Source organism: Chloroflexota bacterium (assembly GCA_020161265.1).
Classification (GTDB): domain Bacteria; phylum Chloroflexota; class Chloroflexia; order Chloroflexales; family Herpetosiphonaceae; genus Herpetosiphon.
Genome location: JAIUOC010000003.1, coordinates 461,719 through 482,325, shown reverse-complemented (window position 1 = coordinate 482,325; position 20,607 = coordinate 461,719). Strand labels below are relative to the sequence as shown.

20 protein-coding genes are annotated in these 20,607 nt (G+C 50.8%); 12 read left to right on the top strand and 8 right to left on the bottom strand.

Annotated features, from left to right (window positions below; all coding sequences use genetic code 11):
- Window position 1: 1 nt before the first annotated feature.
- Complete coding sequence (locus tag LCH85_09430) at window positions 2–1,078, bottom strand: GNAT family N-acetyltransferase (GenBank protein ID MCA0352205.1); 1,077 nt, start codon at window positions 1,076–1,078, stop codon at window positions 2–4.
- A gap of 297 nt (window positions 1,079–1,375) precedes the next feature.
- Here LCH85_09430 and LCH85_09425 point away from each other — a divergent pair, with 297 nt between their 5' ends.
- The 7 genes from LCH85_09425 to LCH85_09395 all read left to right on the top strand — a co-directional run bounded on the left by LCH85_09425 (window position 1,376) and on the right by LCH85_09395 (window position 9,003).
- The gene (locus tag LCH85_09425; protein ID MCA0352204.1) at window positions 1,376–3,313 is read left to right on the top strand and encodes a hypothetical protein; all 1,938 of its coding nucleotides are present in this window, start codon (window positions 1,376–1,378) and stop codon (window positions 3,311–3,313) included.
- Between the two features lie 263 nt (window positions 3,314–3,576).
- The gene (locus LCH85_09420; GenBank protein MCA0352203.1) at window positions 3,577–5,547 is read left to right on the top strand and encodes a pseudouridine synthase; all 1,971 of its coding nucleotides are present in this window, start codon (window positions 3,577–3,579) and stop codon (window positions 5,545–5,547) included.
- Window positions 5,534–5,791 carry a hypothetical protein gene (locus LCH85_09415; protein ID MCA0352202.1) on the top strand — a complete coding sequence of 86 codons (258 nt, stop codon included), beginning with the start codon at window positions 5,534–5,536 and terminating at the stop codon, window positions 5,789–5,791. The genes LCH85_09420 and LCH85_09415 overlap by 14 nt, the downstream gene beginning before the upstream one ends.
- 171 nt (window positions 5,792–5,962) lie before the next feature.
- Entirely contained in the window at window positions 5,963–7,456 is a 1,494-nt protein-coding gene (locus tag LCH85_09410; GenBank protein ID MCA0352201.1) for a hypothetical protein, read from the top strand.
- Between the two features lie 14 nt (window positions 7,457–7,470).
- Complete coding sequence (locus tag LCH85_09405) at window positions 7,471–7,755, top strand: hypothetical protein (GenBank protein ID MCA0352200.1); 285 nt, start codon at window positions 7,471–7,473, stop codon at window positions 7,753–7,755.
- A gap of 79 nt (window positions 7,756–7,834) precedes the next feature.
- Window positions 7,835–8,389 (top strand): redoxin domain-containing protein, encoded by a 555-nt coding sequence (locus tag LCH85_09400; GenBank protein ID MCA0352199.1) that lies wholly within the window; start codon window positions 7,835–7,837, stop codon window positions 8,387–8,389.
- Between the two features lie 71 nt (window positions 8,390–8,460).
- Entirely contained in the window at window positions 8,461–9,003 is a 543-nt protein-coding gene (locus tag LCH85_09395; protein ID MCA0352198.1) for a redoxin domain-containing protein, read from the top strand.
- On the opposite strand, the gene LCH85_09390 is transcribed toward LCH85_09395, so the two are convergent.
- From LCH85_09390 to LCH85_09380, 3 genes are all read right to left on the bottom strand, one after another.
- The gene (locus LCH85_09390; protein ID MCA0352197.1) at window positions 9,000–9,782 is read right to left on the bottom strand and encodes a GNAT family N-acetyltransferase; all 783 of its coding nucleotides are present in this window, start codon (window positions 9,780–9,782) and stop codon (window positions 9,000–9,002) included. The genes LCH85_09395 and LCH85_09390 overlap by 4 nt on opposite strands.
- Before the next feature lie 136 nt (window positions 9,783–9,918).
- Window positions 9,919–10,719, bottom strand: coding sequence for an alpha/beta hydrolase (locus LCH85_09385; GenBank protein ID MCA0352196.1), 801 nt, complete (start codon window positions 10,717–10,719; stop codon window positions 9,919–9,921).
- A 101-nt stretch (window positions 10,720–10,820) separates the two neighbouring features.
- Window positions 10,821–11,765: a PAS domain-containing protein gene (locus LCH85_09380; GenBank protein ID MCA0352195.1), complete on the bottom strand. Its 945-nt coding sequence runs from the start codon at window positions 11,763–11,765 to the stop codon at window positions 10,821–10,823.
- An 83-nt stretch (window positions 11,766–11,848) separates the two neighbouring features.
- Here LCH85_09380 and LCH85_09375 point away from each other — a divergent pair, with 83 nt between their 5' ends.
- The 4 genes from LCH85_09375 to LCH85_09360 all read left to right on the top strand — a co-directional run bounded on the left by LCH85_09375 (window position 11,849) and on the right by LCH85_09360 (window position 15,666).
- Window positions 11,849–12,781 (top strand): LacI family transcriptional regulator, encoded by a 933-nt coding sequence (locus LCH85_09375; protein MCA0352194.1) that lies wholly within the window; start codon window positions 11,849–11,851, stop codon window positions 12,779–12,781.
- Window positions 12,762–13,865: an ABC transporter ATP-binding protein gene (locus tag LCH85_09370; protein ID MCA0352193.1), complete on the top strand. Its 1,104-nt coding sequence runs from the start codon at window positions 12,762–12,764 to the stop codon at window positions 13,863–13,865. Before LCH85_09375 ends, LCH85_09370 begins: the two co-directional genes overlap by 20 nt.
- A 75-nt stretch (window positions 13,866–13,940) precedes the next feature.
- Entirely contained in the window at window positions 13,941–14,591 is a 651-nt protein-coding gene (locus LCH85_09365; GenBank protein MCA0352192.1) for a CoA pyrophosphatase, read from the top strand.
- A gap of 37 nt (window positions 14,592–14,628) precedes the next feature.
- On the top strand, window positions 14,629–15,666 hold the full coding sequence (locus tag LCH85_09360) for a glycosyltransferase family 4 protein (GenBank protein ID MCA0352191.1): 1,038 nt from the start codon (window positions 14,629–14,631) through the stop codon (window positions 15,664–15,666).
- On the opposite strand, the gene LCH85_09355 is transcribed toward LCH85_09360, so the two are convergent.
- Window positions 15,667–16,824: a glycosyltransferase gene (locus LCH85_09355; protein MCA0352190.1), complete on the bottom strand. Its 1,158-nt coding sequence runs from the start codon at window positions 16,822–16,824 to the stop codon at window positions 15,667–15,669.
- Window positions 16,825–16,830: 6 nt separating this feature from the next.
- Between LCH85_09355 and LCH85_09350 the strand changes: the two genes are divergently transcribed.
- Entirely contained in the window at window positions 16,831–18,198 is a 1,368-nt protein-coding gene (locus tag LCH85_09350) for a DUF2723 domain-containing protein (protein MCA0352189.1), read from the top strand.
- Here LCH85_09350 and LCH85_09345 read toward each other — a convergent pair.
- The 3 genes from LCH85_09345 to LCH85_09335 all read right to left on the bottom strand — a co-directional run bounded on the left by LCH85_09345 (window position 18,134) and on the right by LCH85_09335 (window position 20,567).
- Window positions 18,134–18,970: a serine/threonine-protein phosphatase gene (locus LCH85_09345; GenBank protein MCA0352188.1), complete on the bottom strand. Its 837-nt coding sequence runs from the start codon at window positions 18,968–18,970 to the stop codon at window positions 18,134–18,136. The two genes, LCH85_09350 and LCH85_09345, sit on opposite strands and share 65 nt — an antisense overlap.
- A gap of 593 nt (window positions 18,971–19,563) precedes the next feature.
- Window positions 19,564–19,779, bottom strand: a complete 216-nt coding sequence (locus LCH85_09340; GenBank protein MCA0352187.1) for a Franean1_4349 family RiPP — start codon at window positions 19,777–19,779, stop codon at window positions 19,564–19,566.
- Between the two features lie 167 nt (window positions 19,780–19,946).
- Window positions 19,947–20,567 carry a hypothetical protein gene (locus tag LCH85_09335; GenBank protein ID MCA0352186.1) on the bottom strand — a complete coding sequence of 207 codons (621 nt, stop codon included), beginning with the start codon at window positions 20,565–20,567 and terminating at the stop codon, window positions 19,947–19,949.
- Between the last annotated feature and the right edge of the window lie 40 nt (window positions 20,568–20,607).

The window sequence follows — 20,607 nt, the reverse complement described above, 5'->3', positions numbered from 1 at the left end:
ATTATCGCTCGCGGAGATACAGCGCTATATCAGTGCCTTGATTACTGCGCGGATCAATATAGGCTCGTGGAATAAAGCCAACTCGCTCGAAACCAGCTTGCTCGTAGGCTGCTGGTAACGCCGGATGATCAAGCGGCACATGCCCGATCAATTGGTTGGCAAAATGGTTCGATGGCAATTGGCGCAGCATTTCATTCAACAACACCGAGGCTTGATCCATATGCCCTGCCGCCAAGTAGCAATCGACCAAAAGCTGATGTTGTTGGTAGTAAGGGTTGGGCCATGGGTAAACTGGTGGCATAATGCTACCCCAACCAACAATCGCGCCGCTGGCCGCCGTCAGGCCAGTCAAAACCGCCACATCACCCTCTTGCTGCTCGAAAGCTGGAAAGAAATCGTCGGCTCCAATATTGGCATCGCCCAACATTTGTAAGCCATAATGGCGCACAATCCGATTATCTGGCGCATTGAACAATGATAACAACAACGGCACATCGGCCCGATCCGAGGAGCGCATAAAAACCGCTGTGCTCGGCGCAAACAACTGCTTGAGGAAATTTTCGGGCGAATCGCCATCACTAATGCGCCATGCAATCCGATTGCCAGTCCGGCTACTTTCGCTCTCATTAATCGTCACAAAATGATACTGCTCATAGAACGACATGGCACTATCATTATGTTCAGTGCTAATAATCAGCGCTTGGCCGCCGCTGGACTCAAAATCGTTAATCGCCAACTTCAACAATTTACTAGCCAAGCCACGGCGACGATATGGCTCAGCCGTATAAACCCGATGAATCGAACCCAATTGTGGACAGAATTTTGAACGGCAGAGCAACATCGCGCTCACAGGCCGTCCCTGCACTTGGGCCAAGTACCAAACATCTTGGCTAAAGCGCAACCCAACTAGGCGTAGGTGCATATCAAACGACCAACGCCAAGCGACCGCCGGATCTTCACCCCATCGGTGGTAAAGCTCCTCAAGCGGTTGGGCAAATTCAGAAGCAAGCGGTTGGATGCGCGAGAGGACTGCCTCAGTTCCTGCACCCAGAGCAATCCGCGCAACTTCTTCGTACATCAGCGACCCTCCAAGCTCGATAGCTCGTGTGTAGGTCGCATCATACTCTAGGCCTTGCCGCTTGTCCACTACAGCCAATAGCGCAGCAATTTTGGCCGATTTCATACCCCTCAGTTCTCGGAATGGGAACTTATTTCAATCACTGACGTTATTGCTCTATTGGCATATGCGGTTTCTTTGATATGCCTTGCAGGTTCACGCTGTTTTGAGCGAAGCACGAGGGGAATTTGGTTGCGGTTAACACCAGATCCTCATTCTTGACGCAGTATTCGGGACATGCTGCCTTTGGAGGTACGAGTGGTTCGTCGTTTTTTTCGTTGTAGTTTGCTGCTGATGCTGGCCGTTGGAGCAATCGCTAGCCAGCATGCCACCCCGCTGGCCGCCCAAAGCCCTCAATCAAGCCCAAGTCAATTGGCAATTCGTGGTCAACTTGGCGGTGATAGCTCAACCATGGTCATTACCGAACAAGCTGCTTATGTTGGCATCGGTCCACGGGTCGTAACCTACGATTTGCACAATCCCAATCAGCCAAATCTAGCCAACCAAAGCAGCCTTTTGCCCGCCACCGTGCAAGATTTGGCGCTAGGTGAGGGCTATTTGTACGCCGCCTTGGGCTATGGCCGTGAACATGGCTTGGCTACATTTTCGCTCGCCACCCCATTAACGCCAACACTTGTAAGTTTTTACCCGCTTGAATTATCGGCCATGAGCGTTTTCAGCTATCAAGATTATGTCTATGTGCAAGTTGATAATGGCTTGCAGGTGTTCGATTTGAGCAACCCCAGCCAACCACAATTGGTTAATCAACTCGATCAATATGGGATTGCCGCCGCAACGGTTCAAGGCGATCATGTGTATCTCAATATTCAATCGTGGCTTTCGGGCTTCGATAGCTTGAATATCGTCGATTTGAGCACGCCTATGACTCCAACGCTCAAAGGCTCGATCATCCTTGGCGATATTTTAGATATCGAAATTGCCGCTAATTATGCGTATGTCAATACTCAAATGGGCCTGCGAGTGGTTGATATCAGCGATGGCAGCAACCCAAGCATTATCAACCAAACCGATGATGTTGCTGGCCTGCAACTAACCGTAAGTGGCAACACACTCACAATGATTGGGCTAGATTATGCCTTGCACGCGTGGGATATTACCAACCCAATCACGCCGACCGAAATTGCTGCCAGCTCCGAAACGGTGCTTGGCTGGCCAACAACCTTAATTGCCCAGCAAAACCTTGGCTATGTGCTGACTCGTTCAGGCCAAATTAATGTCTTCGATTGGAGCAATCGCCAAGCTCCCACGCGCATCGGTGCGACTGAAACCCCTGGCTGCAAGGAAAATGTAGCATTGCAAGTGGTTGGCGATTATGCTTATGTGGCCGATTGGGGTCGTGGTTTGTGCATTGTTGATGTGCGCAACCCCCAACAACCAAGCGTGATTGGCCGCTTCGATTTAACCACCGATCGTAACGCCGTCACCGATATTGCTGTCCAAGGCTCGTTGGTGTATCTGGTCGATTGGAGCCACGGAATTTATGTGATCGATGTCAGCGACCCAACCGAACCAACTCAAGTCAGCTTCTTTGCAACCGCTGGCTTTCCGGCGGCGATTGCAGTCAATGGCCCGATGGTCTATGTTGGCGAATCGATCAACGATCAAGGTCTTGGTGGCAGCGTGCGAATTTTCGATCTCAGCGATTTGGCCAATCCAGTTGAGCATAGTCAGTTCTACACCAGCAAAGTCGCCCAATTAGCCGTGATCGATCAAACCGTGTATGTGGCCGACAACGAGGGTGGATTACGGATTCTCGATGTTAGCAATCCTGATAACATTCAGATGATCGGCCAATATGCTGAAAATTGGTTCGCCATGGATTTAGCGATTCAGGATGAATATGTGTATTTGGCGACGACTGGCGGCTTAGAAATTGTCGATATCAGCAACCCCAGCCAACCAACCTCAGCAGGTCGCATTGGCGATAGCTTAATTGATGGCATCGTTGTGGACGGTACAAGTGCCTATATTGGCGAAAATGGTAGCATTCGCCAAATCGATATTAGCCAAGCGAGCAACCCTCAAGTTGTTGCCGAAACCCTGCTAGCTCGCGATTCATGGATTCTACCAGCGCTGCATGGTGGGGAGATTGTAGGCTTGAGCTATCATGGTGGTGGCATGTTCGTACTTGAGCCAGAATATCAATTATTTTTGCCTGTAATCAGCAAAAACTAATTAAGCATTGAATAACAAACTGCTGGCGCATAATCTGCTATGGATGTGCGCCAGCAGTGCTTTTTTAAGCATTTTGCTTAACACTTGCTTATTTTGATTAAAGCTATGTTATAATGGGCCAAAGGTGCCGTTAGGAGGCACTACCACTGTGAAGAACCTCGTCGCTTGATGCACGTATTATCGTTCGGATGTCCGCTGTACTCCCGATCATTCAAGCATGCACTGACGACCCCAACAGTAGAACCACGACCTGTGGAGTAATAATGGAACGTTTACATAAGTTTTTGGCGCGGGCCGGCGTAGATTCACGTCGGGCTTGCGAAGAGTTGATGTTGGCTGGGCGCGTATCGGTTAATGGACGAGTTCAACGCGAATTAGGAACCCAGATCGACCCCGATAAAGATGACATTCGAGTTGATGGCGAACAAATTACACCTCCAACCGAGCTTCATTACGTCTTATTGCACAAACCAAGCAGCGTCATGACCACGTTGCATGACCCTGAAGGCCGCCAAACCGTCGCCGATTTAGTCAAATCGCACAATCGTTTATTTCCCGTAGGCCGCCTCGATTACGATAGCGAAGGGCTATTGTTGCTGACCGATGACGGTGATCTCACGTTCCGTTTGACCCACCCATCGTTCGAAGTCGAAAAAGAATATCAGGCCTTGTTAAACCAAACACCATCAGTTGAGCAATTGCGCGAGTGGCGCAATGGGGTTGAGCTTGACGATGGCAAAACAGCACCTGCATGGATCGAATTGTTAAATGAAACCGCCGATGGAACTTGGGTTCGGGTGGTTATTCACGAAGGTCGCAACCGCCAAATTCGGCGGGTTGCCGAAGCATTAGGCTTAGAAGTCCGCCGCTTGATCCGGCTGCGCGAAGGCCCACTAACTTTAGGTGAATTACAAGCAGGCCAATGGCGAGCATTAACACCCACCGAAATTGATCGTTTGCGTATGCACGGCAAGCAAAGCAAAGCATGGACACCAGTACGCCCACAAGAAAACGCCGAGGGTGGCAAACCACGCCGTCAAGTTCGGCGGATTGATCGGTCTGGACAGTTGGTAGAACGTCGGGCTGATGTTGAACCGCGCTTACAACGAGCGCCTCACTTTACTTCACAGGAAAATACAATGTCATTTGAAGATTTCTCAATCGAAGAAGAACGCTCCACCGATCGCCCACGCCGTCGCCCAGAACCTCGCCGCGAAGGTGGATTTAGCGACCGTGGCCCCCGCCGTGATGGCGGCAGCCCTAGCGACCGTGGCCCCCGCCGCGAAGGTGGATTTAGCGACCGTGGCCCCCGCCGCGATGGCGATTTTGGCGACCGTGGCCCGCGTCGCGATGGTGGCGGTTTTGGCGAACGCGGCCCGCGCCGTGAAGGTGGCGGCTTTGGTGAACGCGGCCCGCGCCGTGATGGTGACGGCCCACGCCGCGATTTCGGCGACCGTGGCCCACGCCGCGATGGTGGTGGCTTTGGCGAACGCGGCCCGCGTCGCGATGGCGACGGCCCACGCCGCGATTTCGGCGACCGTGGTCCCCGCCGCGATGGTGGCGGTTTTGGCGAACGCGGCCCGCGTCGCGATGGCGACGGCCCACGCCGCGATTTCGGTGACCGTGGTCCCCGCCGCGATGGCGGTGGCTTTGGCGACCGTGGCCCCCGCCGTGAAGGCGGTGGCTTTGGCGACCGTGGTCCACGTCGTGAAGGTGGCGGCTTTGGCGACCGTGGCCCGCGTCGTGAAGGTGGCGGCTTTGGCGACCGTGGTCCACGTCGCGATGCCAGCGGCTTTGATCGTACCAATCGTCGCGAAGAATTTTTTGATGATCGACCACGTGGCGAGCGTGGCTTAGCGCTTGATCGTGCCCATCGTGGCGATGATCGCCCTAAAAACACCTTTGGCGGTCGCCGCCCAAGCAACCAAGGCTCATTTGACCGCCGTGGTTTTGATAACCGTGGCCGCGACGACCGCCGTGGTTTTGATAATCGTGGCCGTGATGACCGCCGTGGTTTCGATAATCGTGGCCGTGATGACCGTCGTGGTTTCGATGATCGCGCATCAGCTCCACGCGACAAAATGGTTGAACGTGGGCCAATTTCAGCCCGCAATACTCCAGCGCCAACGCCAGCACCTACGCCGGCTCCAATTGCTGAGCAAGCAGCTCAGCCAGCCCGTCGGATGCGTGTGGTACGGCGTTTGAAAAAGGCAGGCGGTGATGAACAAGCTTAAACAGGCCTATCTCCAATTAGCAGTTGAACGTGATCGCACGCGCCGTCAAGCCGAACGCTACGCCCATGAATCGCAGCGTTGGACAGAACGGATTGCCCTAGCCAAGCGCTGTGGTGAGCCAGAACTGGCGACCCAAGCTCGTGAACGGGCATTACAAACCGCCCAAGCCGAAATTCAGCTCCGCCGCGAGTTAGTACGGCAAGAAGTGCTGGTTGATCAACTGATAGCAAGCCTTAAAGCCTAATTCATCAAATCATCAATTTGCCAAACACTGCTTGAGTTTCAGGCAGTGTTTGGCATTTAACAAACTATGTTAAAATCGGGCTAGCATTCAAGATCAAGGAAGGAGCAGCATATCCGACGCATCCAATGGTCTGCACCAATTTGGTGGGCTTTGCTCTTTTTTGCGCTAGCAATGACAGTTGGCAGCTTATGGCTGGTTGCCCCAGAGGATTTTTGGTGGCAGCTCAAAATTGGCGATCTGATTCGCACAAGCGGCAGCATCCCCACTGTTGGCGTTTTTTCCGCCACCCAAGCCAATACAGCTTTTTTCTACCAAAACTGGCTCAGCCAATTCCTCTTTTCGTGGATCTATCAGCTTGGTGGTTTAGTTGCAATTTTACAAATCCGCAGCCTTTTATTAATCGGCAGTTATGCTTTATTGCTCTGGCATACCTGGCGACGGGTAAAAGCCAATGGGCGGGCCGCCATGCTCGGTTTGTTGTTGAGTGTGCTGGTAAGTTTCAATCATTGGCACGTTCAGCCTGCAATGTTTGCCTGGCCGCTGTTTATCGCCAGTTTTGTGATTGTTAGTGAAGTGGCCGCCGAACGCTGGGCAACGAAATATCTCTGGTTGCTCCCGCTCATCCAATTACTTTGGGTCAACCTGCATGAAAGTTTCATCTTTGGGCCAATCCTGGTTGCAACAGCCGCTGTAGGCGCAATCATCGATCGGCGGCGCGACCATGATGAAGCACCAATTTTTGCAACTGCCCGATCGCTGCAAATCGCCACAGCAACTACAACTATCGCGAGTTTCCTCAACCCGTATGGCTGGAACGGCTGGATCGCCGCATGGCAACAATTAACTAGCACAGTTCCCGAAGCTTTAAAAACTCAATCCGGCTCGCCACTATCAAATCTAGCAACCCCAAGCGCTCAAATTGGCGTGGCAGTCAGCTTAATTGCAATCATAATGCTATCGGTGGTTTGGCAGCGCATGCGCAGTGGTGATCTGATCATAACGACGATTATGGCAGCCTTTAGTTTGCTTAGCATGCGTTATCAATTTTGGTTTGGTAGCGTGGCAGGCCCAATTATTGCCGAGGCAATTGTGCGTCGTGGCCGCTTACGCCTGATTAAACGTAACCCCAGCGCACCGGTATGGATTGCCGGATTGACAATCACGATTGGTTTGATTGGTCTGCTCATGCAACCAGTCATTCGCATTTGGCTGCCTTTGCCAGCAGCTTTGCAGGGCGCAACCGGCAATTTGCCGCAAGCAGCATTAGCGAGTGCTGCTACCCCAATTCAAGCAGTCGAGTTTTTGCAGGCCAATCCACCAAGCCAAGCCTACTTCCATGATCTTGGCTATGGCAGCTATTTAATCTGGCAAGCTGGTGAGCAATTGCCTGTATTTATCGATCCACGAGTTAACTTATACCCAACCGAACACTGGCAAGCCTATAGTTGTATTATGGCAGGCCGCGATTGGGAACGGCTCCTAGCACAAGCTTCAGTTGATACAATTCTAGTGGATCGTGAAAACGGCCAGCAATTGATCAGCGCAGTTCAAGCCAATTCAGCTTGGCGTGAAGTTTATGCCGATCAACAAAGCCTGATTTTCAAGCGTGATCCGCAAGCAACCCAACCAATCAACTCGGCCATAAGCTGTCCAGTCACCAATTAGCATAAGGATGTTTCATGCAGTCACCAGATCAGCAGCCACGTTCGCTCAATCGTGCCAATTTAAGCCCTGAAGAACGCAAACTCCGGCGTTCGATTGCCTTGGCCATGCTGTTTTCGCCAACAATGTGCGTGCTGCCATTATTGGCCTTTATCGCCCGTCAAAGTAGTTCTAGCGTTGTGATTTGGGGCATCTGGCTGCTGATCACGATAGCCTTAGTATCAGTTATTTGGCGAGCCGCTAATGGGCTACGCAAAATTGCCGAACAACGCGCCCAAAACGAATCCTCATCCAATCTTTAAAAAAAGGCTGCATCTACCTACGTTTGTTTAAACGAATAGAGGTCGATGCAGTTTTCTTTTTAGCAAGGATGGGTGTGTTATGCAGGGCCAAATCGTTGAGCGCAATTTAATGGTGGTGGATGAAACCGATCATCCGGTTGATTTGCTGCAACGCTATCAACAACGTTCACTTTTGTTAATGTTAATGCGCCATGTTGGTTGTGGCCTGTGTCGCCAACAGCTCTACCGTTTGCGCGAATATCAACAACGCTTTCACCATGCCCACTGCGAAATTGCCGTGATTATTATGGGCGATGCCAAAATGGCTCATGGCTTTCGTCAGCTTAATCGCTTGCCATTTCCGGTTTTTTCCGACCCTAAACAGCAAGTCTACGAGGCCTTTGAAATTGGCCAAGGCTCACTTTGGACAGTTGCTGGCCCGCATGTTTTAGCCCGTCAGATGCTGTTAGCATTCAAAGGCATTCCTTCATCAGTCAATTTAACCGCCGAATCAATTCGCCGCCTTGGGGGCATTGTGCTGCTCAATCCGCAGGCCGAAATTAGCTTTCATCATGTCGCCAACCCAATCTATCGTTACCCAACTTGGGATGAAGTATTGACTTATGTGGAGCCGCCGCTGCAACGCGCCGCCTAAACATACATCCTTATGCCGCCCAGCGCACGTAGCCTACAATAGTGAATTTACAGCGCGATTGGATGGGTACGATGACAGCAGTAGCAAGCAACCCAATGACTGATTTATGGGTGTTGAATGAAACAGGTGAGCGGGTTGGCTTTGAAAGTCTTTGGCAGGAAAAGCCAATCTTAATCTTTTTTATGCGGAATATTGGTTGTGGTATTTGCCGCCAAACCTTGTTAAATCTGCGTGATTACGACCAAGCCTTCAAAGATGCTGGCTGGCAAATTGTAGTGCTGATGATGGGCAATGTTGAGCTGGTTTCGCGCTTTCGCTCGATGTATAACATTCCCTTCCCAATTTATGTTGATCAAAGTTTACAGGTTTACGATTATTTTGAGATTGTAGAAGGCTCATGGCTACAAGTGCTCTCGCCACAGGTGCTGATTCGCCAAGCCAAGCTCTTAGTTGGCGGCATGGAGTTGTTGAATGGGGCTGGCTCAATGCGGCGGCTGGGCGGTGCAGCAGCGATCAATCGGGCTGGTCAGATTGTCTATCACCATGTGGCCAACCCAATTTATCGCTACCCCGAATGGTCTAGCGTGTTGCAAACCTTGCAACAAACCAACTAGAGCCAAACCAAGCCATAGTTGATTAAGCCTGCTTGTGGTTGCAAGCCGAGTTTTTGCGCCAAACGATACGAAGCAAGATTTTTGCTCGAACATTCCCAATGCACTTGCAAACCACGTTGGCGACATGCCACGATCATCGCGGTTGCCAAAGCATAGCCCAAACCTTGTTGTTGGTAGGCTTCTAAGGTTTCGATGCCTAAACCACAGCGTTGCGAACTAACATACTCAGCAGTACACCAGGCCACCAACGTTTGCTCGACCTGAATTGCTAAGCCCAAACCGTTGGTTAGAAAGCGTTCAAGGCTTGGCCACATCCAACGAATTTCTTGGAGAATTGGCTGGGCACTTGGCAGCTGCAATACTTCAGCATCAAGCTGCTTAAGCTCAAATTGGCTGGGCAGGTGCGGTTGGTTTACTACATGGCCTTGATCAGCAAAAAAGTAGCTGCTGCTTGGTTGGGCTTGATAGGGCTTGAGCACATCATCTAATTCAAGTTGAGAATTACCAAGCAAGCGCAGTTTGATCACTTGGCGGGCAGGCATCGCTGGCACCACCGTTTGCTGCCAGTGTTGGTTAAATTCAGCCTGATCAAGCCGACGATCGCTCGCCAAATACAACACATTATTTGCTTGATCCCAGCAACTGCTCCATGTATTGGCCTGCCAATAGCAACCTTGCGAGTTGCCAGCCTGCAAGGCAGCATACACCAAGCCAAATTGGGGATCAGGCGGAAAACGACGATCGTTGGCAAGTTCGGCTAAGGGTCGTTGTTCAATCATCGCAACCTCATCTCGATTGATTAACCCTTAGCTTACCACCATTCATCATGCTTATGTTGATTCATCGGCCAGAATTTGGCCGCCAAAAACCGTGGCCTGGTTGCGGCAAGGCCACGGTTGAGCAACAGCTACGCAATTATTGAGCAACCGATTGACTAGCCAATGCCTTGGTTTCGATCCAATTCAAGGCATATTCAGCAACTTCTTGCCAGTTTGGTTGGCCGACAATGTAGTGATTGCGCCCAGCAAATTGCTTGAAATCGGTCAGCGATTTGCTGTTGCGGTATTTGCGATAATTGCTGTAATTCAGCGAAGCCGGAATAATATGGTCAATTTCGCCAGCAATCAGCAGCAGCGGGGCATGCTCAGCCTTGAAATCCACCCGACTGACACTGGTCAACGATTGACGCAAGTTATGCAGCGATTCGGGCACAACTTGGCTTTGATAAATCGCCTGTTGCTCAGCTAAAGGCATGCCATTGACAAAGGTATATTGAAAATGCTCAAAGGGCATCATAAAAGGCTTGCTAGTTGAGCGAAACGGATTCAGCATGGGCAAGGCTGATTTGATAAACGACCATTTGGTGCTGATTACGCCCTGCGGCGGAGCTGAATCGATCGCCACGCCAGCGCTAATCAACTGGCGATTAGCCAAAATTTGGGTGATCAAGCCACCCATCGAGTGGCCAATCACAATTGGTTTTTCGGGCAAGCTCTGAATAAATTTCACATGATAATCGATGCTTTCTTTTAATGTATGCTGAGCTAAGGCTGGATCATTGGCCCGTTGCTTTAATTCGGCGATGCTTTGATCGCGGCCTGGCCAAGCTGGAGTTAACACCGTATAGCCCTTCGCTTGGTAATATTCAACCCAGGGCTGCCAAGAATGTTTTGACACAAACAGACCATGAATCAGGACAATCGTTTTAGTTGGCATTACAATCCATCCTCAAAATTGTTAGGCGACATTGGTCGCGGCGAGTTATCTGAATGGATTCTATTCCAACCACAAGGTACAAAATGTCCTTTGCGAGTATGTTAGTTACTATGATTAATCCCCAGCGGCACGCCAATTTCTGCATAAATCGCTTGGCTCTCGGCGTTGGCGGGCAAAAAAGCCACAATTTGCGGAAAATCAAATTGAAAATAGCCCGCTGACATCAACAATGGTCGCAGCCAAGCTCGTTTGGGCATGGGTTTGGTATGCGGAATTAACGCCTCTAACACAATTGTTGGCGATTCAAGCCCCATATTCGGCGTAACCAGCGGCTTGTCGAGGCTAACAATTGGCCATTGGCTGGCAAATTCAGGCAGTTGCAACAACTCAGCGACCAATTGTTGATACCATGGCTCATATTGGCATAACACGTTGGCCTGTTTAAAGCCATAAATTGTTTTGCGCACCATAAATTGCCATGAAGCACGATTTTGAATCAGCTGTGGGTATAAGGGCAAATCGGGGTTACACAACAGGCCTAGCACATTCAACTGAGTTGGATCAATCGCCGCCAACATTTCGGGCGTAACCCCAAACAAATTCAGTAAATGCTCGTTGAAATAGTGCATCTGCCAATCGCGATTGATTACAAATGCGGGCATGCTCAGTTGTTGCACAATTTCAATCGTAATCTCAAGAATTGGCGTGAGTGCTGCGCCAGTCAAATAGGGCATTATCGGCGAGCCATCAGCGGCAATCAACAAGCGGTTGCGCTCCTCGATTGTGCAATTCAGATAATCGGCAATATCCATCACCACCTCGCGGCGTGGCGGGCGGGTAATGCGGCCTTTGCGCATCTGCTTGTAGCTGCTATAAACCATATCTTCCAGCTCAGTACGATTCCAAGCGCGTGGCCCCCACGGATCATCAGCGAGTTGCCAGCGGTTTTGGGGCACGAGGCCTTGTTGACGACGCGCTAATAATTCCTCAACCACCGCGACAAACGCCAAACAATCGGGATGCACCAGTTGTTGCCCAAGCGCCATAGAACCCCCTTTTAATCGCAACTTGTCAAGTTGAAATAAGTGCAGTATACTCTATTTAAACGTTTAAATAGATGAGGCTAACGATGGCAACGATCAAGGATGTTGCGCAATTAGCAGAGGTTTCAGTTGCCACGGTGTCGTATGTCTTGAACGACAGCATGCCGGTCAGCGAAGCCACGCGCAACAAAGTGCTAGCCGCAGTTGCCAAACTCGGCTATCAACCCCATCGTCAAGGCCGTAATCTCCAACGTCAACGCACCTTAACCATTGGCGTGTTGTTACCCCAAGCTAATCTATTATGTGAACTTGATTTGGCCACGTGGTTGCTCGAAGCAACCAATGCCGCCACTAGCGCAGGCTATAGTCTCTTACTACAACCTGCCGATAGCCAAGCCCGTGGCGATTTGGCCGATGGTTGGATTAGTTTTGGCACAGCACTCGACCCACAATTGCCCCAAATTTGGGCACTAGCCCCCCCGTTTGATCAACCAGCCGTTTTGTGTGATGCAGCCTTTGCTGCACAACGCGCGGTTGAAACCTTGACCCATGCGGGGATGCAACGGCTCGGCCTGATTACGCTACCGCGCAGCATTCCAGGCTCGGCCCGTTGGTATCTGGGTTATCGACGCGCTTTACGCCGCACAGGCATCGCCTTTGATCCAGCGTTGGTTGTCGAGCCAGCCGACAATCGTTTTCACGATGGGGTTGCCGCCTACGCAGCACTTGCCGCCAGTGAAAACGACTACGACGGCTTGATCGTCTGTGGCAATCAACTGGCAACCGGAGTGGTAATGGTCGATCATGCCAAAGTACCACTGATCGTTAGCCATAGCAATACCCAACGCGGCATCTCGGGCTTTCGCTGGCCAACCGAACTTTGGGCACATACCTTGGTGCGAAAACTCCTACAACAGCTTGATGGGAGCGCCATTGCTCACCGTACATGGCTCAACCCAAGCTTGGTGATTGGTTCATTAGGTTTCAAGGAGGATCTCGATGGCTTCAATTACGTTTGATCACGTTGATAAAATCTTTGGTGATGTGCACGTTCTCAAAGATCTCAACATCGATATTCCTGATCAAGAATTTTTGGTCTTGGTTGGACCTTCAGGCTGTGGTAAATCGACAGCATTGCGCTGTTTGGCTGGCCTCGAAGAAATTACTGGCGGCCAAATTATGATCGGGGATCGCGTGGTCAATAACGTTGCGCCCAAAGATCGTGATATCGCCATGGTGTTCCAAAGCTATGCCTTGTATCCTCACATGACGGTGTTTGATAACATGGCTTTCGGCTTGAAACTGCGCAAAGTGCCAAAACCTGAAATCAAGCGCCGCGTTGAAGAAGCCGCCGAAATGATGGCGATTGGTCACTTGCTTGATCGCAAGCCCCGCCAACTTTCGGGCGGTCAACGTCAACGGGTGGCCTTGGGCCGAGCAATCGTGCGCGACCCAGCCGTCTTCTTGATGGACGAACCACTCTCGAACTTGGATGCCAAGTTGCGGGTGCAAACACGGGCTGAAATTAGCAAATTGCATCAACGCCTCAAAACCACCTTTATCTATGTGACTCACGACCAAACCGAAGCGATGACGATGGGTTCGCGGATTGCGGTGATGCGTGATGGTCTCATGCAACAACTTGATAGCCCACAAACCTTATACGATCATCCAGTCAACAAATTTGTGGCAGGCTTCATTGGTTCGCCCTCGATGAACTTCATCAAAGGCACCTTAACCAAGGGCGATGGCCGCTTGTTCTTCGATGGTGGCAGCTTCTCAGTGCCAATTCCCAACAGCCGCCGCGCTCATATCGAATCGCATGTTGGCAAAGAAGTTGAACTTGGCGTGCGCCCTGAAGATGTCCACGATGCAGCACTCTTGCCACCAGGGATTAACGGCGATGCCGTGGTCGAAACCACCGTCGATGTGACCGAACCAATGGGTAGCGAAATCTACGCCTACCTGCAAAGCGGCCAACACTCGATCATCGGACGCTTCGACCCACGGACCTCGGCCCGCCCAGGCCAGCCAATTCGCGCAGTCTATGATATGGAAAAAATGCATATCTTCGACATCGCCACCGAAAAAGCTTTGATCTAACTCGATCAACTCACGGTATAATAACAAAGACGTAGGAGCAACCTACGTCTTTGTTCGTTTAGTGGAATGAGATGTATGCCAAATCTAGCGTTCGTGGCGGCTCTCCAAGCGCAACTTGCCAACTTGCAGCACGACAACGAGGCTCGTTCACGGCTTTTACCAATCCTCGGCAACGGCAATCCCAGTCGCGATTTATTGCCCCCAGCCCATATCACACCACGCCATGGCGCAGTGCTGGCTTTGCTGTATCCGCAAGCTGGACAGTTGTTTGTACCGTTAACCGTGCGCAGTGGCAATTTGCGCAGCCACACTGGCGAAATCTCCTTACCTGGTGGCTCGATCGACCCAACTGATGCCAGCCCTGAGGCCGCCGCGCTGCGCGAAGCCCACGAAGAGGTTGGCTTGCAAACCCATCAACCTACAATCATCGGGCGTTTGAGCGAATTGTATGTACCAGTCAGCAATTTTTTAATCACGCCAATTGTCGCTTGGCTTGATCATGCGCCTGATTTAGCCCCCAATCCGCATGAGGTTGCCGATGTGGTGCATTTGCCCTTGCAGCAGCTTTGGGCCGCCGATGCCGTGCAAACTGAAGAACGGATTATTCGTGGCATGACCCTGCAAGTGCCGCATTACCCCTATGGTGAGCATAAAATTTGGGGCGCAACCTCGATTATTCTGACCCAGCTAGCCTTACGGGTTCAAGCGGCACTCCAGCAAATCTAAAGTATAATGGCGGCTGATTGCTTAGCCCTGAGAGCCAATGAAACGGATTCTTGTTTGTACAGCCCAAGTGCCTTTTGCCCGTGGTGGAGCCGAATTGTTGGCCGAAGGCCTACTGCAAGCCCTGCGCAAGGCGGGCCATGAAGCCGATTTAGTCGCCTTGCCCTTTACTCGGACACCGCATCGCGAGTTGCTCAATAGCGCTTTGGCTTGGCGCATGCTCGATCTCAGCCAAGTCGAAGATCGACCTGTCGATCAAGTAATCTGTACTAAATTCCCCTCGTATGCAGTGGCTCACCCCAAAAAAGTCGTTTGGTTGGTGCATCAACATCGACAACTCTACGATTGGCGCGGCACAAACTGGAGCGATTGGGGCAGTCAACCAGACGATGATCACCTCGCTCGCAGCCTGACACGGCTCGATCAACAGGCCTTAGTCGAAGCCAAACGCCGTTTTAGCATCTCCAAGATTGTCAGTCAACGCTTGCAACGCTTCAATGGCCTCGCCAGCACACCGCTTTATCCACCCTCAATTTATAGTGGGCGCTTACGTCAAGGCCGCTACGAACCATATATTCTCAGCATTTCGCGGCTTGATCCCGCCAAACGGCTCGATTTATTGCTGCACGCCCTGACCCATACCGAACAACCAGTCAAGGCGATTATCGGCGGGCGTGGCCCAGCTTTGGCAGAACTGCAAGCACTCGCCAAGCAACTTGGGATTGAAGCACGGGTTGAGTTTCGCGGCTGGATGGATGATCAAACGCTGATTGATTTATATGCCGATGCCCGCGCCGTGTTCTATGCCCCGATCGACGAGGATTTTGGCTTTGCCACGATCGAAGCGCTTGAGGCGGCCAAGCCAGTGCTGACCGCCCAAGATTCGGGCACAGTTTTAGAATTTATTCACGATGGCAAAACTGGCTTTGTTGCCCCAGCCGAAGCGCGAGCCATGGCCGCCCACCTCGACACATTGTGGGCCTCTGCCGATTTAGCGGCCCAACTTGGCAGCAACGGGCCAGCGATGGTCGCCAACATTCGCTGGGAACATGTCGTCAAGCAATTAGTTTTAGCGTGATTACTCTTTGTAGGTGCGGCCTTTCCACGTCACCCCGCGCCCCGACCAGATCCGCCAAGCCGCTTCAGCCGCCAGCAGCATATAGCAGACAATCCCCAACGGGAAAAGCAGGGCGTGACGGCGCGATAAGCCATATAATTGCTGCATAAAACGGCCCCAGCTCCAAAAAGCAAAGCCATTGAGCAGCGCCGCCATCGCGCTCAACAAGAGTTTTGGCCAGAATGTCCAGCGTCGCAGCCAAGCCCACAAGCTGAGCAAGCCCAACCCGAACGGCACAACCCCAACCAAAATCTGGCGCAAACCCGCCCACGATGAACGCACGCCACCATTACGCAAGCCAGCAATCGCATTTTTGACCAAGCCCTCACGCACTTCGCTGCCCTTGGTGTACATCCGAACACGCAACAATTCGCCAGCATACACCGCCCGCATCACCCCCCCCGCCCGCACAATCGCCTGCGCTAACTCAACATCCTCAAGCACTCGATCGCGCACTGCCGCATGGCCGCCTGCCCGTTGATAAGCACTGCGCCGAACCAAAATAAACTGACCATTCGCCAGCACCACGCCCGAACCAGGTGTATTAACTTTGCTGACCGGATAGGCCGCCTGAATAATTGAAAAGAAGGCTGGCAGCAAGGTTTGCTCCCAAAAACTGCCCAGCTCGGAGAAGGGCAAAAACGTCAGTAGATCGAGTTTTTCGGCCTCAGCATAGGCTAGGGCTTGGTGCAACATCTCAGGTTGCGGCTTGGTATCAGCATCAAGAAACAGCAACCATTCGCTAGTGCTGGCCTCGGCCAATTGCCAACATGCCCAGCACTTACCTGTCCAGCCAGCGGGCAATGCTTGGCCTTGCAGCAAATGTACCCGTTGATCCTGCGCTGCAACATCGGCTACAATCGCAGCCGTGGCATCAGTTGAATGATCATCAAGAATGGTTAGTTGCCAATCGCTACGGGTTTGCTGAGCCATGCCACGCAACACATAGCCAATATTGTGCGCTTCATTGCGGGCTGGCACCAACACAGCGACGCTGGGCACAGGTTCAGGGCTTGGGCGTGGCTCAATCTTAGGAATTTTGTTGAGCAACAAGGCATCACGCACCAATAAAATCAATGAGGCTAGCCCCAAAAGCAGCCCAATCACAACAGGAAGCATAGATCGATGAATCCTCAAACTGCAAAACAATCGTCACACTATATCACGCAGCCAACCAGCCAATGGATGGATCGATTGATTCCTTGGCTGATCGTTGGGTTCCTATTGCCAATCTATTACTTGATGAGCAGCCCGACCATCAGCACAGCCTATGGCAGCAGCGATAGTGGCGAGTTGGCGACAGCACTCTGGTTTGGCGCAGTGCCGCATCCGCCAGGCATGCCAACCTATTTGCTGATTGGGCAAGTTGCGCTTCACTGGTTTGGCGGCGAGCCAGCCCAACGTTTAGCTTGGTTGAGCATCATCGCGAGTGCCTTGAGCGCAGGCATCATCGCCGCCAGCGTCGGATTAAGCGCCAGCGAGCAACCAACCAAAATCCGTTGGAGCGCCATGGTGGCTGCTGGCTTAGGCGTTGGGCTAAGTCAACGAATTTGGCAACAAGCGCTGGTGGTTGAAGTGTATGCCTTGGCAAATTTGTTTCAAGCCTTACTGCTTTGGCTCAGTTTGCGCTGGCAGCGTTGGCAACAAACCAGCACGTTGGCAGCACTTGGCTTGATTTTAGGTTTGGGCATAGGCGTGCAACTACCAGTAGCCGCATGGCTGGTAGGATTCGGCTTGTTTTGGTTCAAAGCCAAATGGGCGATTAAGTGGCAGCAAATTGGGCTGTTTTGGTTGATGGTTGAGCTTGGTTTCAGTTGCTATTTGGTGTTGCCATGGCGTGGCAGCGCAGTTCCACAAATAAGTTGGGGCGATTGGCGCAGTTTTGAGGGAGCAATTGCCCATATCAGCGCCAGCGAATATCGTTATTTGGTTGGAGCCGTACCCTTGAGCGAGCAAATTCAACGGCTCATTTTAGCTTGTCGCGATTTGCTGGCCAGCTATTGGTGGTTCGTTGGGCCAGGGCTGATTGGTTTTGGTTGGACAAAAATCATGGCTGCTCAGCGCTGGATGTTAGTTGGTTGGGCCGGAGTTACGCTGCTTTGGGCGATCAGTTATGGCGGCGCTGACGCTCAAGTCTATCTCTTGCCGATTCATTTGTTGGCTGGTTGGTTGCTAGGAATAGGGGTTGTGGGGCTGGCACAGCATCGCCAAATCGCCCGTTGGATTTGGCTAACGCCAGCCTTGATTTTGATCGCAGTCCCCTTTGGTTGGCAATTTTCGCTGCGCAACCAAACCCAAAGCCGCGATCAAGCAATCGTATTATTGCAGCAACAACCACGCAATGGTCAATTGCTCAGCAACAACGATCAAACAACATTTAGTGCATGGTATGTGCAAAAGGTATTAGGAATTCGGCCAGATCTGCAAATTATTGATCAGCGGTTACAACAACAGCCGTGGTATCGGCAACGGGAAGGGTTACCACTTCGCTAGGATCTTTGATAATATCGACGACCACCAAAGTCAGGTCATCAGCTTGACGGGCAGCTCCCCGAAAATCATCAACCGCCGCACAATAGGCATCGATCAGGCCAGCCGTATTTTCAGCTTCAATATCGCGTACAGCGGCGCACCAACGATCAAAACTATACAACTCGCGCTGCTCGTTCATGGTTTCAATCACGCCATCGGTATAGACCACCAAACGATCATTGGCTTGTAATTGGATGGTTTGCTCAGCATAGGGGAAATTGCGAATCGAGCGTAATGGTGTGCCAAAGGCCTCTAGCTCTTGCACAACCCCATTGCGGCGCAGCAGCGGGAAGGGGTGGCCAGCATTGGCAAAGCGTAATTGATGATGGCGCAAATTCAGCACCCCATACCAGACCGTCATCATCTGATTAACCGCATCGTCGGCGTGCAAAATTGCGTTGACATGGCGCAAAACATGGCCTGGGTTGCGCGAACGACGGGCCTCGCTACGAATAATCGAGCGGGTCATCGCCATCACCATCGCCGCCGCCACACTCTTGCCAGTTGCATCGCCCACGATAATGGCGATTTCATCGTCGTTCAAACGAATCAGATCATACAAATCGCCGCTAGTTTCGAGCGCTGGCTGCACCGAAGCGCCAATATCGAGGCATTCGCTGTAGTGTTGGGGTTTGGGGTAAAGTTCTTGCTGTAAATTGCGGGCAATCGCCAACTCTTGGCGAATCAGGGTATCTTGCATCAATTGCTGACGAGCCTCTTGCAGCGAGATCATCGAATTATCAAGTGTCCGTTGATAGAGCCAAGCAATTGCAGTAATTACTACAAAAAAGCTTAATATTGGTAATAGATCACCAATCCAAAGGAAATTTGGTTGATATATTAAGTAGAAAATGATTGACATATTAACAAAAAAGGCTATAAGTGCTGATTTATAATTCACTAAAAAGGTAAATAGCATAATACAGATACTGCACATATACATAAATAAATTAACAGAATTATCACTTTCTGTCGCTGCCATTGCCATAAACATCAGATTTGAGTATGCACAAAATATAATATATGGTTTATTATTATCGATTTTTTTGCTTACATATTTAATAAATAAAAAATAACTCATATCAATTGCCAATATAAGTATTGGCATGAATCTCAGAGTTTGTTCAACAATTGATGATAGGAAAACTAATCCTATAAAAAATAAATGAATATAAATAACAACATTAATAATGGTATTAAAAAAAACAGACTTTCTTACAGAATCTGTTTGTATTTCAATATTTTTACTACTTGTAATATCAATTAAGCCCATAAGGTTTTATTCTCGGCCATAATATTATTTATATATTATGGCCGAATTGTAAATTAGCTAAACCAACCAACTTTAGCTGCGGTTCCTGAGCCTTGGAAATTGGTTGCAGAGGCTTCGACCTGTTGCAATTCATCATCGGTTAAGTTAAAACCATGGTTTTTGAGAGTTTCGGCAATATTGCTACTATCCAACAGTTCTTGGCGGAAGGCTTCGTCCGAAGTGGCTTGATCGATCAGGCGTTGAAACTCCACGCTGTACTTTGAACTCATACGGATTCCTCCAGAGTATGGGTGTTGGATTGACCATCATTATATAAAGATCTTGGATATTAGCAATAGGTCAGCGCCGCAAGGCATTCTTACAGTTCAAGCAAGCCCTCGGCTACAACAGCCAATGTATCTTTGGGTACAATCAACTGTTGGTTATGTTGAGTATATTAATGCTTGAGCGTCGCGAGAATATAGTTAATCAAATCACGATCACGATCATCAAGGCCATTCAATAAACGTTGAGGATCACGTTCGCCAGCCCAAATCTGCTCAACTGCCGCGCTGAGTTGCCAACCAAGGCTCTCAAGGTCTGCCAAGGTCAGGCGTAATTCGGCGCGTGGTAGCGCAGGATCGTCAGTTGCTGCTACAATAGCATCAAGCAAACTTGCAAAATCTTCGAGATCCATTCCGCCGCCAGCATCACTCTGTTGCACTACCAGCATTTGAATGCTGAGCAATAACTCACCGAGTTGGTCTTGTTCATGGCGTTCGAGCCGATCATACAAGGCCTGAATTTGGGCTTGATCATTATTTAGCACTGCTTCGCGCAAATCAGCGGGTAGTTGTTCGATCAATTGCTCAAGGGTTGGGGCTTCAGCGTAGCGGTCTAGCGCTTGCTCAACCTGGAGTTGCTGAAACTGCTCAAGTTGCTGGGCAACCAAGCTTTGCTGCTCAGCTGATAGTGCAGCGAAGGCGGCTTCAACCGCCAGTACATCACCACTTTCAAGCGCTTGCAGCAGGGCTGGGGGCAAACTAGCAAGCAATTCGCGTAGTTCGGTGGTATTCATAACTGCCTCCTTTGCAGCTATCGTATCACAGAAATTGGGG